The following is an 18,691-nucleotide window of genomic DNA, read 5'->3' on the forward strand; positions in this document are numbered from 1 at the left end:
CTTAGTTTAAAACGGAACTAAAAGGAAGATGATCGATGCGAAGAAGAATCAGCTTGCCTTTAAAATTATTTTTTATCGTGTTTGCCTTTGTATTAGGCTGCATCATCTTGATAAGCCAATTGTCTTATCGCTATGTCCAAAAGGAAATAAGAACCAATGACATTTTTTACACCAATCAAATACTAGACAAGGTTGACCAGTATTTTACCGTTAATTTTTCCTCCTTCCAGACGATTCTCTTCTCAGTTGAAACATCAGTGAAAGCCAACATTAACAATACCGAAGTGATTAAAAAGCAATTAAGGGAGCTGTATGAACTCAACAGTATTTATGTCAGTAATATTTATTTGATCAAAAGCGATTTATCCATTCTGGGTGGAAGTACACCTACTCGAATATTCGATGAACCTTTATCTGAAAGAGCACCTTTATTTGATGCGGCTGAAAAAAATAGAAGGACTACCATTGTTAGTGAACCTTACAAATCGAAGTATTCCGGCTGGACCGTTACGATGGTTCGATATCTGAACGGTGCTCCGTTTCCTATGGCCATTGCGGTTGATTTGGATCTAAATGCCATTGAAGAAACCTTGTTCAAGATTAATAAACAGGAACAAATGAATCTGGCTCTGATCACTGCGTCAGGTAAGATCATTGCCGGATTTTCTGAAAATAAAGGACCTCTGAATATTCAAGATCATTCTTTTTCGATCGGAGAGACGTCAGCGGAAGAAATTCTGGATACGACGGAAACAAACCTTCAACTGTCTACCAACGATGGTATTCCGGTCTCCCTTTTAAAAAAACCAACGGAGAAATTCAACTGGACCATCATCTCGATCAACGATGAATCACGCTTAAAAGCAGCGTTGTCCAGATTGGAAACCTATTACCTCGAGCTTCTCGCTGCAGGTCTTCTTTTAAGTTTGTTCATTTCTTTTTTGGTTGCCAAATATATAAGAAAACCACTCTATACGCTCAAAACAAAAATGAAGCAGGTGGAACAAGGTATCCTTACAACAACAGTTACGATTAATCGAAACGATGAGTTTGGCGATCTTTCACGAGCATTCGATCGTATGCTTCAGCAAATTGTTGAACTGATTCGCCGAGCCGAGCTTCATAATGAACTTGAGCGGAAGCTGGAAATCCAAGTGTTACAGTCTCAAATAAACCCACATTTTCTGTATAACACACTTGGTTCAATCAGCAATGTGATACGTCTCGGACAAATAGAGAAAGTAGATGTGGTGATCGGGTCGCTCATTTCATTATTGGAGTACGGGATAGACGACGCTTCAGAGAAGGTTTCCCTACGCCAGGAATTACGCAATGTAGCAGACTATATTGAGATCCAGAACATTCGGTATAACCGAAACTTCCACTTGATTGAAAATATCGAAGCAGGACTGATGGATTTCCTAGTTTTCCGAATGCTGCTACAGCCCCTTGTGGAGAATAGTATCTTCCATGGTTATAACGGAGGGGGAATTGAGGGGCCAATTACGATTCATGCGTACAGGGAGGACAGCATCGTCATCATCGAAGTTATTGATCAAGGAGAGGGAATTCCAGCTGATAAAATAAAACATATTTTAATCTCAGAACCGAGTGAAGAGGAAGTAAAAAGGAAAAGAATCGGACTGAATAATATTCATGGGCGAATAAGACTCCACTACGGAGATCAATTCGGGCTGGATATCATTAGCATACCTAAGGAAATAACCCGTATACGCGCTGTATTCCCGGCAGAATTGCCAAAAGGAGATGCATAATGGGGAGAGACTATACCTGCTTCATTGTTGACGATGAAGACCTGATCATTCAGCGATTGGAATTGTTTTTTAATGAACTCTCTCATAGGGATCGACGATTTGTTCTGGTGGGCAAAGCGAATAATGGGCTGAATGGGATCGAGGAGATCATAAAACTTAAACCGGATATCGTCATATCCGATATTGTAATGCCGCGTATGGATGGCATCTCCATGATTGAGGAGCTCAAGGCAGAGCTCCCCCATACCCAATACATACTTCTGACCGCCTATTCATCCTTCGAATACGCTCAGCGGGCGATTCAAGCCAACGTATTGGAGTACATTGTAAAGGTTCCGCTGCGGGAAGCCGATTTGAATCGAGCGTTGGATAAGGCAGCCGGAATTTTAAATGAGTTTGAGAAAAAAGAGGCGGAGTTTCACTCATTAAACGTATCCGTGCTTGAAAATAAATACAGAGTCCGCAAGCAATTTTTTAACGAATTGATCCGAGGTGAAATTCCTTCTCATCGGGCATCGGATTTTGCCAATCGCATGCAGTTTCATTTCTTTCAAGCCAACTATTGCTGTTTCATCGTTGAAATGAATACATATGAAAGTTTCCGAAACGAATACGCGGCCGCAGATCAAAACATCTTGAAGTATGCGATAACAAATATCATCGAAGAAACGGTGATGAATGGTAGCAGTGGCGTAGCTGCGGATCTGTCCGATAATCGTTTTATTGGCTTTTTATCTTGGGAAAATAACCGCAGTGATATGGAAACAGAATATGCTTGCCTATCCTTGGGAGGGCAGATCATCTCTCATTTGCATCAATATTTGAATAAAAGGGTGTCTGTCGCTTTTGGAAGTCCACACCGAGGCTGGGAATCGATCAAACAGGCGTACACGGAAGCTAAAAATGTGAGTGAGGATTTCTATTATCATACCGAAAAAGTTGTAAAAACACCGATGCATCGGTTCCAATACCATAATGACAAAAAAGCAGATTTTCAACAGAAGCTGGCTGATTTTCTTATACGCCTGAAGAGGAAGATTTCCAAGGAAGAGCTGGACAATGCACTTGCCGATCTGTCGCAATTTGTTACGGACCATAAAATCCACAAGTCCATCATGGCGCCAATGATTAGAGATTTGTACAGAGACATTACCGTAAAATTTAAATCGGGGAATAAGATGGCCACGGAAGTTCCAGACTTCCCCATGGAATTTATGGCTTTTCAGGAGCAACTCGCCTATATTGGCGACTTCACATTCGAATACGTGCATGCGGGCCAACTATTACATCGTGCAGAAATTATGAGTGCAATGCATTATATAGAGACAAACCTGAAACAACGTTTAACGTTGGAGGCAATTGCCGAGGAAGTGAATTTAGCACCATCGTATTTTAGTAGCTTATTCAAAAAAACAATGAACGAAGGCGTGATCAGCTACATTAACCGTAAAAAAATCCATCTCGCCCTCGAGTTGTTAAACGTTCGAGATTATTCATTATTAGAATTGTGCGAGGAAGTAGGCATCGTCAATGAAGGGTACTTTTGCAAACTTTTTAAAGAATATACGGGGGATACACCTAAGCAATATCGGATAAAAATGACACGGTAGGAATTCAAATAAGGATACAAAAAAATGTATGATTTTTTCGCGAAATCCTGTAAAAAAAAAGGGGGCAAAACCATTACCATGATAGGAGCATCTAATCATGGAGGTTATCAAAATGGAGCTTATGAAATCAGATGTAACCGTCATAGGTGGAGGAATTGCCGGGATATGCGCTGCCATTGCTGCCGCACGCCAAGGTCTGCACGTTTCACTTATTAATGATCGACCGGTTCTGGGGGGAAATGCGAGCAGCGAGGTCAGAGTTCACATTAACGGGTCTGCATATCTCGGAAATAGTCCATCCTATTATGCTCGCGAAGGCGGGTTGGTGGAAGAACTCAAACTAAAGATCTTTCATTATAATCCGTTATACAACAAAAAACTTATGCTTTCACTTTCGGATACGGTCTTGCTTGACATGGTGTATGATGAGCCCAACATTTCTCTATTTCTGAATACATGTGTGCATGAAACGGGCATGGAGAACGGCAGAATTCAATGGGTGGAGGGCCTTCAATTGGCTTCCGAAAGAAAATTTCGTTTTGAAAGCCCAACCTATATCGATTGCTCCGGTGATGGAATTGTTGGATACCAAGCAGGTGCTCACTTCCGATGGGGAAGAGAGGCGAAGCTTGAATACCAGGAGGAGCTCGCTCCAGAAGTGGCAGATCATTACACGATGGGTGATACGATTCTGTTTCAAGCCCGTGACGTAAACTATTCCGTTCCTTACAAAAGGCCAGGCTTTGCGTATGATATTACGAAGCTGGAGTTTTTTGATAGTATCAGAAAAGGATTAAATCATCGATCTTTTCCAAGGAAAATCAACGGGCTTGGCGGATTGTGGTGGCTGGAATACGGCGGACATATGGATATTATCAAGAATAATGAAGACATCGCATTGGAACTGCGGAAATTGGTATACGGGATATGGGATTATATCAAAAATAGCGGTGAGTTTGATGATGTAGACAACCTTATCCTGGATTATGTATGCCCGATTCCGGGAAAGCGGGAGTCGAGACGTTTTATAGGGGAACACATGCTGTCTCAGAACGATCTTACAGAAAAGACTCATTTCGAAGATGCGGTATCCGTCGGAGGTTGGTATATGGATCTGCATGCAAATAAAGGCATCTACGATGAAGGGCCGGCTACCGCGTGGAACTTTGTGCCGGGATTGTATAATATCCCTTTTCGCAGCTTATTTTCAAGCAATATTCCTAATCTCATGTTCGCTGGCCGTAATATAAGTGCTACTCATGTGGCTTTTGGGTCTACAAGGGTGATGGCAACTTGTGGTTGTATGGGGCAGGCGGTAGGAACGGCTGCTGCGTTATGCGTAAAATATGATACAGACCCTGCGGCCATCGTCAAAGCGCATATGGGTGAGCTTCAGGCGCAGTTGCTTCGCGACGGGCAAACAATTGTAGGGCTTCAAGAGCCGTTAGATCCTTATTTCGCAGACGGATTAACGATTCGTGCCTCGTCTCAGCGAAGCTATGAACAACTTCATACAACCGAAGAGATCTCCTTGGAGAAAGCGTTATGTTTGGTCTTGCCGATTCAGACACCCGTGGTTGAAAGCGTGCAGATCAAAATCAAAAATAGATCCGAGCATTCGGAAACATTGCAAGTGAAGCTGTTTGGTGGGGATCGAAAGGAAAACTATATTCCCACCAGCGAGCTGAAGGGCTACAACTTGGTGATTTCAGCGGGTCACGATGACTGGATTACACTGGACCTCAACTGCAAGAAGCCAGAAGACGACAAAATCTACATCGTATTGGAAGGTACGGCGAGCCTTGCCGTGTATGGCAATGAAGAGAAAATGACTGGAGCGGTGAGCTTCCTTTATAGACCGGAAGAGCCATCCAGGCTGAAGAAACTTAATAAGAGCATTTGCTTCAAGGATCTGCTACCATCCCAGGATATGTATAATCCCGCGAATGTCGTCAACGGCTTCTCCAGACCTTATGGTCTGCCGAACGGCTGGATTTCGGAACGTACGGAAGGACAGGAATGGTTGGAATTTGGTTTTGCAAGCCCCAAGAATCTGGATGAAATCCATCTTGTTTTCAATTCGCAGCTGAATTTGGAGCATTTCGATGATCCAATCGAGTCGTTGATTCAAGGTTATGATGTGACTTTAACTTTGGAAGATGGAAGCGAGAGTGAAATTAAAGTCCGTGGGAATTATCTTTCGTTGAACAAACATCAGGTGTTTGCACAAGGTGTAACCCACATCCGGTTTGATTTCTGTGCAACGTATGGTTCGCCTTATTATGAAGTGTTTGCTGTAAAACTTTATGCTCCTAATAACGCTAAGTGAGGGCGGGTGAAGTCGTGATGAAGGAATTTTTCCCACGAAGAGGGCTACCTAATGTCATTCAGAAGTTGGAAAATGGAGAAACCGTGACCATCGTTTATTTCGGCGGTAGTAATACACGTTCGAAAGGATATAGGGTCATGACGGCGGATTGGCTGCGAGGGCAATATCCCCATGCCGATATCCACGCTGTGAACGCAGGCATTGATGGGACAGGATCGGACCTCGGCTGCGCCCGTTTAGAGACAGATGTGCTTCGTCATCAGCCTGATCTCGTATTTGTTGAATTCGTTGGCAACGATGGCGGAGTGCCCGAATCCAAAGCGCGGATCGAAGGCATTGTCCGACAGATTCGCAAGCGGAGCTGGTTTACCGATATCCTGTTTGTATATACGGTTAAGGAGCGGGACTTGACCTCATTTCAATCCGGCGAGTACCAGAAGGGCGCTCTTATGCAAGAGGAAGTCGCCGACTATTACGGCATTCCTTCCATTCATCTGGGCGTAGCGGTCAGTCAATTGGTTTCGGATGGAAAGCTTATTTTTACTTCAAGAGCAGACGTGTCCATCCACGGAGCCGTTATTTTCACGCATGATTCGATCCATCCGACGATTCCCAAAGGACATCAGATTTACACCGATACAATCACCCGGTCGTTTGAGAAAATCAGAGAACTTCGAGATCACGTGGGAAAAGTCGAACATCACTTGCCGCAGGACCCCTTGGTCCCGGCCAATCCTTGGGAGTATGCAACCATGTTGCCACTGGATCGTCTTACTCATTTTTCCGCAGGGTGGTCTTACATGACCTCTGATGATTTTCCTTTAGTGCGTGAGTATGATTGGTTGTTCCCCGGATTATGGCGAGCAGTTGATGCCGGAGAGGCGATCACAGTGGAGTTTGAGGGAACCCACATCGGCTTATTTGATATCGGGGGGCCGGATTCTGGCCGATTGAAGGTGTCGGTGGATGGAGGAGAACCCTTCCTTATTGATCGATTCACGCTCTACAACGATCATAATAGAAATCAATATATTTTCTTGCCGGAGCTACCAAATGGGAAACATACAGTTCTCTTCGAGATCGATCACGAGAAAACTGACAAAGCGGCCGTGTTTGAGGCAAGTGGCAATGAACGAGGTATGGAACATGTTCGGCAACATCCAGCTTGGTATGATCAAACCGTCATTCAGCTTGGAAAGTTGTTATTGGTGCAGCCGCCTTTATAATTGATAAGTCCTCTTGCAACACTTGGAAGACCTATATTCTATCTGACTGCTACTGAGCAATCAATTAGGATGTAGGTTTCTTTTTTTACTTAAAATCGTATAAGAAATTCTTAAAATGAAAGAAATATCACCGTAATCTAACATGCTAAGATAAAAACGACAGAGCGGGATTAGGCAGAAGGGAAGGTTAAGTGCTTTTTTACGATCATTAGAGCAAAAGGTAACTCATTTTTGGAAGCGTTATCATTATGAGGAGAGGCTGTGAATTGTATGGTCAAAAGGAAGCTGTTTTTCTTCATCGTTTTCATGTTGACGGTCGTAGTTCCTTCCAGCCTGATCGGAATAAGGACCGCTTATGCGGAGACCTTACCTTATCAGACGATTATCATCGATGACGGGAGTATCAAGATCAATGATGTTGTGACACCTGATGCGGGTAACGAGAACAATGGATATGCGGCTCCAAATTGGACTACAAGCACAGGGGTGAAGGGGTATGATCTTTCCAGCACCAAATATACGAGTACAGCAGGCAGAAAGATAACATGGAATCCACGCTTGGAAGAAGGAACCGCGAAAATATCGTTCTATAAGCTGGATTGGGCGGATAAGGCTGATAGCAATGTAAAAATCGAAATTGTTCATAATGGAACAACGGATGTAGTCTTTATGGATCTAAGACCCTCATCTGGCGCTCCAGCAGGGTGGGTTGATTTGGGAGAGTACTATTTTTCTGGAGTTGGTGAAGAATTCGTTCAATTGACCCGTTCTACCGGCACCACAAACACGATCCTTACACGCGCGGATGCGGTCAAGTTCGAAGGGAATATAACGCAGAAAGAGCCACATAAGACAATCATCATTGATGATTGGAGCCTCACAATTGATCAGGTCGTTACGGTTGATTCCGGCAACGCTAATAACGGATTCTCCGCTCCATATTGGAGCACAAGCGCGGGAGTGAAGGGATACAATAATTCAAGTTCCAAATTTACAGACGCTGTAGGTAGAAGCATCACCTGGAATCCACGCTTGGAAGCAGGGACGGCGAGAATATCGTTCTATAAGCTGGATTGGGCGGATAAAGCAGATAGTAATGTGAAAATTGAGATTGTTCATAACGGGATTACGGATGTTAAGTTTATGGATCTAAGACCTTCGTCAGGTCCATCGGTTGGATGGGTGGATCTGGGGGAGTATGAGTTTAGTGGTGATGATAGCGAATTTGTCAGGCTGACTCGAACACAGCCTTCTACGGGTACAATTATTACGCGGGCTGATGCAGTCAAGTTCGAGGGGAATATCCGTCAACAAGCACCACCGCTCCCCCCGCTAAGAAGCCGTACCTTAGCGAATCTCAGTTACACAGAGAAAGGCAGCATCGAAAATGCGAACTATAAGGCAACCTTCTATGAGGCAGCATGGGATGAAGGTAAATCCATCGTTCGTGACATGTTCTACAAAAACACGGAGACAGGGAACTGGCTTCCAATCAATAATGAATCGGAAAGACTTGAGGAACAATGGGTTCTATTGGACGGGAACGCGGGCAGCCGAACCAATTACTACGATACGATGAACAAACGCTGGATTACATTCGACGAGGTCCATTTTCCAGACAGCCAGACGGCGGTATTAACCGATTCTGCGCATGGCAGTGATTACGATTTTGAAGTGAACTGGTCCATGGCAGGGGATAAACCAGATGTTTCTTTTGCCTTTACGCCTCGCCGCGACGGCAATTATGTGATTGGATATCAGTCCTTCACAACAGAGGCAGTCTCGGGCATCAATGAAGTGTTAAATGGATTCCGGTCACATGCCAAAATGGTAGGTACAGTGGAATCAACAAGTTTAAGAGAGCTGAGCGCTCCGATAAGCCTGGTTGAGAAAAATGATGGTGCGGGAAATCCATTAACGTATGGCGTATTTGTACCTTCGGCAGAGCTTCCGGTTGAATTTGAACCGACGGGAGGTGTTACGAAACAACGGCTTGGCATGAGCCTGGTTAACAACGAAGGCAGCGTGCAGCCAATTCTGTATGCGCCTCAATTAGGGACTTATTCGCAAATGACCGCAGAAAACACCTATCAATTTCATATGGGGCTAATCGCTCAAAAAAGCAATCTATATGAGTCCTACGTGGATATTCTTCGCAATGAGTACGATTATTCGGCATACCGGAAAAATGTGTCAGATCAATCGCTTACTGATGCGATGTTTAATATGATCGATTTGCTTAAAGTTGAGCCACAAGGGGACGACTCTGTGAATTATGTCCCATCACCCAGCGGGTGGTGGAGCCGTGCCAAGGGTTTTATTGATATCGAAAACGAGGATAGCGTCCGAACAAGCTCAAATGCGGTTCTTTTGGGAGCTTATTATTTGACTGGAGATGACCAGCTTTACGATACGAGAGCACTACCGTCCGTCCAGTATGGCGTATCACGAAATGGTATCGGTTGGTCGCCAACGCAGAAAAAAGTATACGGTGTGCCTTCGTTATGGAAAATGGCTACTCTGCCGTTTGATGTTTCAAGTGTCACCGCTGTTCACCAGATGATGGGAACTACAGCTGGTATTGGGGCGCTGGCACAGGAAGAATACCTCGTACGTGACCCGGATCAGAAAGACCGCGGGCCTGTTATTCAACCCCTGATGATGTATCGGATGACGGGAGATGCGCAGTATTTGCAAGCTGCGAAGGATGCAGCCGACAGTTATATCACGCAACATATCGATACGCCAGCATCCGTCGATGTGAGTAAAAATGAGTTCATTTATTATTATAGCAAGCTGTGGATGGAGATCTTGGAGCTATATGAGGAAACTCAGGATCCCAAATACTTGGATGCCGCCTATAAGGAAGCCAAACGCTATGCAACAATGTTTGTTGCTCGTCCAGTTCCTGAAGGTAACGTTACGATTCCTCAGCCGGAGACATATAATTACGCCGAGTCGTTCCATTGGCCGGAAAGTGGTAAATTTCAATATCCAAGACTCAAGCTTCCCGAAGATATTGCCGGAGGTGTTCAAGCGGAGCGTTGGCTTGTTTCACCGAGCGGATTGACGTTTGAAGCAGGAAGTACAACCGGTTATTATCGGATGAATGCTCAGGAAGCTCCGTTCATGCTGAGATTGTCGCTCTATACAGGGGATGAACTGCTGCAGGATATTGCTCATAATGCGGTTATTGGACGATATTCCAGTTATCCAGGTTATTATTATAAAGGCTTCGCCGTTAGCCAACTTGAACCGGACTTTCCTCTGGAAGGCCCAAGCGGGGCTACATCCATCTATTATCACCATATTCCGGGGCAACTCGGGCAAACGATGGATTATTTGATCAGCGAACAATCATTGAAATCAAACGGGAGCATTACGTTTCCTTCCGTATTTGAAACGAATTTTTTATGGTTCAAATATCACCTTTATGGGAATAAACCAGGTCAATTTTATGGTAACTCCGACGTTTGGCTTTGGATGCCCAAGGGGATTATTAAGACCAACCATCCTCAATTGAATTGGATAACGGGTGAGAGCGGGGATAAATTCTACATCGGATTAAGCAATGCATCGTCTGAAGAAGTTCAGACTCCGATTGAATTGAATGAACAGATCATTGGATTCAACCCGGCACAGGATTATACCGTAACGATCATCCGCGACAATGGCACACCAGAGCAAACGGTAATGAGTGGCGGAATCATTCAAACCACGGTTTCAGGCAAGGGCATCACCGCGATCATTGTAGAAGGACTTAACATTAATGTGCCGCTGCATCAGGTTAGAACGGCTGATACATCGGGTGCAAGCTATTTCTTTGATACCCACAGTCCAATTGATGCGGTTAAAGGCATGCTGATGGTTAAGCCCGACGAAACGGTTTATGATGCTTATGTGCAGGCCAAAACGACAAAACCAGCGACAATCCATTATTCCTTGGATGGCGGGGCCACGTACACGACCATCCCAGATACGATATACCCGATGGAATGGTCGATACGAGTGAATGATTTATCCCAAACTTTCACGTATTACGTGGAATCGGAGGGGAAACAGACCCGCAAGCGGACACTTTATCTGCCGGATCAGGTTTCGGAAACTCCAGTCCAACCCGATGGGCAGGATAGTTCAACCATCATCGTGGATAATACGGAGGCGGAGACAGAAGGCGTCTGGATAAGGGATACGACAGCTAACGATTATTATTATGATAACTATGTGTATGCCAAATCTACGACCGGCACAGCAACAAGCAAAATGAGATGGCGGCCTGAGCTGCCGGAAAGTGTCACTTACAGTGTGTATTACAAGATTCCGCAAATCACGGCTGCGAGTGAAAATTGGGCAACAAATGCCTCATTTACCGTTTATTATAGCGGAGGCTCCGAGACGGTGACAGTTGATGAGACAACAGCGAATGGTACTTGGGTGCACCTGGGGGATTATCCTTTTGTTGCAGGCGATAGCGGGTACGTGGAATTAACCAATAAGGCCAACAAGTCCAGAGTCGTTGCCGATGCAATCATGTGGGTGGACCCAAACAGGATACCGCAATTGGAGTCTGCTGTGATCCTGTCCGATCGGAACGAGCTGCAGATGACTCAAACCGCACAACTGAGCGTAACCGGCTATTTGGATAACGGTTTGATCGGTGATCTAACACATGCCGATGTACAGTATTTCGTTGATCGTACGGATCTGGCTGAAGTGAATAGCAGTGGGGTGTTGACCCTTCTTAATCTCGATGGGAACACGGATCACATTGAGGTATGGGCTACGGTCACGATTGACGGTGTGACCTTAACCACAGCACCTTTGAATATCACGATCAGGGACCTAACGGTTATCGTGGACAGTACAAATACAACAGGGTTATACACGACAGAAGGGTCGTGGAGCCAAAGCAATTTAGCCGGATACAAAATTGGGGTTAAATCCCGCTATTCAACAGTTCAAGGATCATCAGCAACGTGGAAAGGCGAGTTTCCAGAGGGGAAATATACGGTCTCGATCTACAAACTTGTCCATACGACAGCAAACGATAACAATGTCAAAGTGGAAGTGAAACATAAAACGGGTACCGAGGTCACCTATATCGATGCAACGGCCGGCTCATCGGGTTGGGTTAATTTGGGAACGTTCGACTTTACGGGTGACGGTAGCGAGTATGTCCGGTTAACCAGAGTTTCGCCTACCACGGTAGACCCGCCAACGCTTCCTGCGGATATGATCTATACGAGGGTTGACGCAGTTATGTTCGAACGGCATTCCGATGATTCGGAGCAGCTTGCCAATGAGCCGCCAGTTGAATCGACACTTTCTGAATAAGGGCAGTGATTTATGAATGGAAGTGGAACAACGGTAAGTGATGTTATACAAATTATTGTAAAATAACATAAAGAGCCGAGTGGATCAAAACGATCCATTTGGCTCTTTGTGTCCAAGTGCAAGAAAGTGTGGTTACAAGGGAAGGCAGTCGGCCACCTTCCTCTTACCACCCATTAATCACTTAAGTTTGCCAAATCCAACTTTTTTGGATGCTCGTAAAAAAATTGCCGCGTTCAGATTATGTTTCGTCACACTCAAAACGTTTCTCTAGACCCACACAAATCTTCAATGGTACCATCATACACGTGCTTGAATTGAAGATTGCAGGAGGATATCATGTGGATCAACTTAAATACGATAATTTAAAGCTGGGGGAGCGCGGAGCTATCATCAGCATTATCGCCTACATATGTTTGACCGTATTAAAACTGATCGTTGGCAGTATGGCCGGATCAGAAGCGCTCAAGGCGGATGGATTAAACAATGCCACCGATATTGTGGCCTCAATAGCTGTACTGATCGGTTTGAAGCTTGCCCAACGCCCAGCCGACACAGATCATACATATGGTCACTGGAGAGCAGAGACCGTTGCGTCACTTGTTGCTTCTTTCATTATGATGGCAGTAGGTTTACAAGTACTGTTTCAAGCCATTGGTTCTGTGTTTCAGGGTAAACATGAATCTCCGGATATCATCGCTGGGTACACAGGCATTTTCTGCGCAGTTATCATGTATCTGGTCTATCGCTATAACAAGAGACTTGCTACTCGTATTAAAAGTCAGGCAGTCATGGCTGCAGCTCGAGATAATATCTCCGATGCCTGGGTGAGCACCGGTACGGTCATTGGGATCGTGGGTTCCCAGTTCGGCCTCCCATGGCTGGACCCTGTAACGGCTGTCATCGTAGGTTTCCTGATCTGCAAGACCGCTTGGGACATTTTCAAGGAAGCCACACATCATCTGACGGATGGTTTTGATGTTGAACTGATTCAGGAGTACAAAAAAACGATTGCCGGAATTGACAGCGTAGAGACAGTTAAAGACGTGAGAGCGCGGAACTATGGCAATAACGTTGTAGTGGATGTTGTCATAACAGTTGATGCTGAGCTGGATCTTCAACAAGCACACGATATCTGTACAGACGTAGAGAACGAGTTAATGGAGGAACATGACGTATACACCGTTCACGTTCATGTGGAACCTGATACGTTGGAAGAGTGCATTTGATAGCAAGTTTATATAAGAGAGACTCAGCAAAGGAAAAAAACCAGTGAGCTTTACTCATTCACTGGTTTTTTGCTGATTTCAATTGTTCATCACTAAAAGAATACGCGCGTTATTTATCCCATACATGACTATCTCGGCAAATTGTAGGTAATCAGATTGTTATATTTATCCGCATGTTTCTGTTCGTCCAGGATGATTCCCCACACCGTGTCTTTATATATGCCATAAGGGAGACCAAACCATATTTTTCTATACTTTTCCACGGCGGCCAATTCACCCTGAAACGCCTTTTGCAGTCCGGCAAGATAAGAGGTGACCGTCTCAACCGGCTCACTGCTTACGCCCGTAATCTCCTGACCTGTCAGATCCTTGTACATGTGGCGGAACATTTGATTATGTCCGCGTTCATCATTGCGGATGCTCGTGATGATGGCAGCCTGATTGGCATCAGGTGACATCTGAATCAGTGAATCATAGAATATCTCATCATTTCTTTCTCCTTGAACAGCCGTTTTGATTAATTCAAGTGCTTCGGCTGATGATGTTGCCCATACCGGAGTAAAAGTGTACCTGTAACCATACGGATATGCCACATACATTACGAATCCCTCCAAGACAAATATGAGTTAAGATATGCACGTATGCCCATCAGCGTTAACCCATATCATCTGCCCTGCCTTATTAGTGGAAAGCTTCAGTAAAACTTCACTTGGTATACCTCAATATTTTACTGTAACCATAAGCAAGAACAAATGGCAGGAGGTATGACAAAAAGGTCCAAAGAATGTTCCATCCATTAAAATAAATGACATGCCCCATTATTTTGGCAACCCATTCGATTAATGTCAGCGACAATGATGCAACAAGAATCGCCAACCATGGCTTGGCGCCTTTTTCTGAAATCATATACATCATCAGGCAACCAGCGATCGGATAGACTCCAAGATCCATTGGAAGAGCAGCCAAGGATTGATTATGAGTATTCGGCAGAATATTCCAGAAGTAATTAAACCCGATATTGTTGATGGATGCTGAAATAGCCACACCAAGTGGATAATATAGAATAAGGATTGTAAAGTTCCGACGCAGAATCCATACACCCAATATAATGGGAATGACCATACCCAACAGAATGTTTCCTAACATGCCATTTTCCTCCAAAGCTTTGTTACTTCTGTAGTTTCACTATAAGCCGCATCAGCATTTATCGGATTTTTCTCACTTCAATACAAGTGGTGTTGTATAAGGTAACCAACTCCATGGGATATAATGCATATTAGCAAATTCGGAATAGGCGTACGCCTTACTCGAAGTGAATGGACAAGTTTCGGTCATGAAAAAAGAAAAGTATAGAACGGCTACGGTTAAGGATGTTCATAAAAAGGTAGAGTGGCATATCAATAAGGATTTTATGAAAAAAATCCCTTCTCTTCGGATGAAAGAAGAGAAGGGATGATCCTAAACTATTGAATTATTGTCGAATTATTGGTGCTTGCTGAGAATATCAAATATGATCTTGGCATTATCTGTGTTGTCGATCAAACCGGCGAAGCGATGACTTGCCGGACCGTAGGCATAGACCGGAACATCTTCACCTGTATGTCCACCTGTTGTCCAGCCGGTAAATGAACGGTTATCAATAATCGCTTCAATAGCATTATCAATCTTTGTTACATCCGCAGTTTGGGCTGCTTCTTTCACCGATTGAATCTCTTCAGGTTTCAACTCCAGTTTCAGATAACTTTTCAGTGTTTCTTCAACCGAAGCACCTTTTGCAATTTGTGCTGCCATGAAGTCAGGTGTACGCAGTGCAGCTTTGATCGGGTCTACGAAGAAGTTGTACTCTCCGTCTTTTCCAAGCGTAAGTCCACCTGTGGAGTGGTCGGCAGTAGCTACGACAAGTGTTTCACCGTCTTTTTTGGCAAAATCAATAGCTGCCTGAAATGCTGCTGCGAAATCATCCATTTCACTCATCGCACCAACGATATCATTATCATGTCCTGCCCAGTCGATCTGGCTGCCTTCGACCATTAGAAAGAATCCTTTGTCGTTCGAACTGAGGCGATCAATCGCTGTATTGGTCATCTCAGCCAATGATGGAGTTGCAGCAGTACGATCAATCAACTTGTCCAGACCTCCGTCCGCAAACAGTCCAAGAACTTGTTGATTCTTATCAGCGAGGAGAGAGGAACGATCCGTCACATAGCTGAATCCGGCCTTCTGGAACTCCTTCGTCAGGTCACGACCCTCGCGTACAAAATTGGATTTCCCTCCACCCAGAAGTACATCCACCTTATGCTTGCCATTAATCAACTCATCATAATAATCGTCCGCAATAGCATCCATATTTTTTCGACTGATATCATGGGCACCAAATGCAGCTGGTGTGGCATGAGTGATCTCCGACGTAGCCACGAGTCCGGTGGCTTTCCCGTTTTCTTTTGCCTGCTCAAGTACGGTTTTGACCTCCTTCTGCTCAGGGTCAACCGCAATGGCCGCATTGTAGGTTTTCACACCCGCCGACATGGCCGTTGCTGCGGAAGCGGAATCCGTTACATTTTGTTTATCATCATCCGGATAGGTCATTTGTGCTCCAACCAGATAAGGGTCGAATACGGTTTTATCCATGCCCTTTGTCGAAGGATCATCTTTCATATAACGGTAGGCAGAAGTATAAGAGCTCCCCATGCCATCCCCAATGAGGAAGATGATGTTCTTGATTTGTTTTTTCTCCACACTTACAGCTTGAACGGCACTTGCTTGTCCTGCAGACAAGAGAGTAGAAGCCGATACAGCCAGAGTCAGCGCTACCGCTGGTAATACTCTTTTGGATAATTTCACAATGATTCCTCCTCGTAATATCTCAACAACAAAAATGAATGCATGAATCTATATTCATTTGTTCATCATTAAGAAGATTAGCATTTATATGTAAATGAACACCAAGAACTTTGTTTACCAGAGGTAAAATAAACAAAATAAAGGGGATGTGATAATTCTTTGCAGGAGGAGCAAGTCAAACATTCCAATCAGGGCAATATATTTCCGGCGAAAAATTCACATGATCTGCAACATACGAGATTATAAAAATATACTCATTCTACTGTTTTTGAAGTATGATACAACATAAGTAGAACGCTTTCATTTTTATATTACTGTTAATATAAAATCAATTTCATTTTCAGGAGGCTCTTTACCATTGACCAAAACAACTCCAAAATATGATGGGTATCTCTTTGTACATTTTATTGGCGAACAACCAGACGGAGAGCAGGTTTATTTCTCCTATAGCGAGGATGGCCTTCACTGGAAGGATCTTAATGGCGGCTCACCTGTGCTGTTTTCAGACCTTGGAGAAAAGGGGGTACGGGACCCGTTTCTGGTTCGTTCAGTCAAGGATAATAAATTTTATCTGATTGCTACGGATCTCCGCATCGCAAGCGGCAAAGGATGGACTCATGCCGTTAATGCCGGGAGCCTTGACGTAATCGTATGGGAATCCAGCAATCTCGTAAACTGGTCATCCCCATGGAACGTTACACTAGGTGTTGAGGGCGCTGGATGTGTCTGGGCACCAGAAGCTGTGTATGATGAAATGGCAGATGAGTTTCTTGTATTCTGGGCTTCTGCGACGCAGGAACCACAGGAGCAAGAACGAAAACAAAAAATATACAGCGCTCGTACAAAAGACTTTCGTACGTTTTCTGCATCAGAAAAATACATTGAGCGGGATAATCATATTATTGATACAACGATTCTTCCTGCGGATGGCTCTTATTATCGATACTCCAAGGATGAAACAACCAAAAACATACGGGTAGAAAAAGGAGACTCTCTCGACAAAGGGGCATTTGTTACACTTCAAGCTCCGGTACTGGAGGCTATGGCAGGTGTGGAGGGACCTCAAATCTTTAAATTCAATGACCGGGAGGAATGGTGCCTGATTGTTGATCGATTTGCTGAAGGCAAGGGTTATCTTCCTCTGCTGACTACAGATCTGGGAAGTGGAGAATTCCGAATCGTCCCTGATGGTGAATTCGATATGGGAACGACTCAAAAGCGGCATGGAAGTGTCCTGCCAATCACAGCTGAGGAGTGCAGCCGGCTTCTCGCGGCTTTTGGGGATGGTCATCAGGTGCTTCCCGGACAATATGCCGATCCTGATGTCGCACAGTTTGGGGATCGTTACTATATGTATCCGACAACAGATGGTTTCGAGGGGTGGTCGGGGACACAGTTCAAAGTGTTTTCTTCTTCTGACTTGAAGCATTGGCAAGATGAAGGTGTTATCCTTGATCTGGGAACAGAGGATGTCGCCTGGGCAACCGGTAATGCCTGGGCACCGGCAATAGCCAACCGTAACGAAAAGTTCTATTTTTATTTCTGCGGCAAAATGCTGAACGGCGAGAGTGCCATCGGCGTTGCTGTAGCAGATACACCGATTGGTCCATTCCTGGCCGAGTCACAGCCTTTAATCACAATGGAGCAGTTGAAACGTCTGGGCATTACTATGGGCCAAGCTATTGATCCCTCCATCTATGTCGAAGATGATGGAAGACCGTATCTGCTATTTGGCAATGGACATGGTGCCATTGTGGAGCTTGGTGAAGACATGATAAGTGTCGTTGAGGACACAATGAGCAATCTGGCGGGCTTGCATGATTTTCGTGAGGCGGTTACCGTGCTGAAGCAGGGTGGACTATACCACTTTACGTGGTCCTGTGATGATACAGGCAGCGAAGACTATCATGTGAATTACGGTACGGCAGAGCAGTTATACGGTCCAATTACCTATCGATACCCAATCCTGAGCAAAAATGTCGAGAAGGGCATGCTGGGCACAGGGCATCACTGTATATTTAATGATTCCGAAACAGTTCAATACCGGATTGCCTATCACCGTTTTGTCACGCCACTATCCAGATTCTCCTCTGGAAAGGGTTATCACCGCGAAATATGTATGGACCCGCTTCTTTTTGGTAAGGACGGACTGATTCAGCCTGTTATACTCTAAAATAAGCAATTCAATTGAATCGCTATTTAATGAAGGCTTGATACAGCATGAATGCCTGTCAAATGTCGCTTTTAGCGGTTTTGGCAGGCATTTTTATCATCCACCTGGAACAAGCAAAGCCGTAGGGTTGAGCGAGTATGCGACTTATTGAACGCATTCAATCCAGAATACATTTGA

The 18,691-nt window shown here is 44.6% G+C and carries 11 protein-coding genes; 8 read left to right on the forward strand and 3 right to left on the reverse strand.

Annotated elements, in window-relative coordinates; all coding sequences use genetic code 11:
• Positions 1-35: 35 nt before the first annotated feature.
• The 6 genes from NST38_RS15915 (at position 36) to NST38_RS15940 (ending at position 13,500) form a co-directional block, all read left to right on the forward strand.
• Positions 36-1,775 (forward strand): sensor histidine kinase, encoded by a 1,740-nt coding sequence (locus tag NST38_RS15915; protein WP_076253144.1) that lies wholly within the window; start codon positions 36-38, stop codon positions 1,773-1,775.
• Complete coding sequence (locus tag NST38_RS15920) at positions 1,775-3,385, forward strand: response regulator transcription factor (RefSeq protein WP_076253145.1); 1,611 nt, start codon at positions 1,775-1,777, stop codon at positions 3,383-3,385. The genes NST38_RS15915 and NST38_RS15920 overlap by 1 nt, the downstream gene beginning before the upstream one ends.
• Positions 3,386-3,482: 97 nt before the next feature.
• The gene (locus NST38_RS15925; RefSeq protein WP_076253146.1) at positions 3,483-5,714 is read left to right on the forward strand and encodes an FAD-dependent oxidoreductase; all 2,232 of its coding nucleotides are present in this window, start codon (positions 3,483-3,485) and stop codon (positions 5,712-5,714) included.
• 17 nt (positions 5,715-5,731) lie between these two features.
• Positions 5,732-6,940 (forward strand): SGNH/GDSL hydrolase family protein, encoded by a 1,209-nt coding sequence (locus tag NST38_RS15930; RefSeq protein WP_076253147.1) that lies wholly within the window; start codon positions 5,732-5,734, stop codon positions 6,938-6,940.
• A 270-nt stretch (positions 6,941-7,210) separates the two neighbouring features.
• On the forward strand, positions 7,211-12,274 hold the full coding sequence (locus NST38_RS15935) for a golvesin C-terminal-like domain-containing protein (protein ID WP_341344016.1): 5,064 nt from the start codon (positions 7,211-7,213) through the stop codon (positions 12,272-12,274).
• Between the two features lie 338 nt (positions 12,275-12,612).
• The gene (locus NST38_RS15940; protein WP_076253149.1) at positions 12,613-13,500 is read left to right on the forward strand and encodes a cation diffusion facilitator family transporter; all 888 of its coding nucleotides are present in this window, start codon (positions 12,613-12,615) and stop codon (positions 13,498-13,500) included.
• Between the two features lie 128 nt (positions 13,501-13,628).
• Here the strand turns inward: NST38_RS15940 and NST38_RS15945 are convergent, their stop codons facing one another.
• Together NST38_RS15945 and NST38_RS15950 are read right to left on the reverse strand one after the other, a co-directional pair.
• Complete coding sequence (locus NST38_RS15945) at positions 13,629-14,099, reverse strand: ferritin family protein (protein WP_076253150.1); 471 nt, start codon at positions 14,097-14,099, stop codon at positions 13,629-13,631.
• A 106-nt stretch (positions 14,100-14,205) separates the two neighbouring features.
• Positions 14,206-14,646 (reverse strand): CBO0543 family protein, encoded by a 441-nt coding sequence (locus NST38_RS15950; RefSeq protein WP_076253151.1) that lies wholly within the window; start codon positions 14,644-14,646, stop codon positions 14,206-14,208.
• 187 nt (positions 14,647-14,833) lie between these two features.
• Between NST38_RS15950 and NST38_RS15955 the strand changes: the two genes are divergently transcribed.
• A complete protein-coding gene (locus NST38_RS15955; protein ID WP_256720127.1) occupies positions 14,834-14,956 on the forward strand; it encodes a hypothetical protein in 123 nt (40 codons plus the stop codon).
• Between the two features lie 26 nt (positions 14,957-14,982).
• Here NST38_RS15955 and NST38_RS15960 read toward each other — a convergent pair whose 3' ends face one another.
• Positions 14,983-16,347, reverse strand: a complete 1,365-nt coding sequence (locus tag NST38_RS15960) for an alkaline phosphatase (protein ID WP_076253152.1) — start codon at positions 16,345-16,347, stop codon at positions 14,983-14,985.
• 352 nt (positions 16,348-16,699) lie between these two features.
• Between NST38_RS15960 and NST38_RS15965 the strand changes: the two genes are divergently transcribed.
• Entirely contained in the window at positions 16,700-18,514 is a 1,815-nt protein-coding gene (locus NST38_RS15965) for a family 43 glycosylhydrolase (RefSeq protein ID WP_076253153.1), read from the forward strand.
• Positions 18,515-18,691 lie beyond the last annotated feature (177 nt).

The sequence above is a fragment of the Paenibacillus sp. FSL H8-0104 genome (genome assembly GCF_038050215.1).
Taxonomy (GTDB): Bacteria; Bacillota; Bacilli; order Paenibacillales; family Paenibacillaceae; genus Paenibacillus; species Paenibacillus amylolyticus.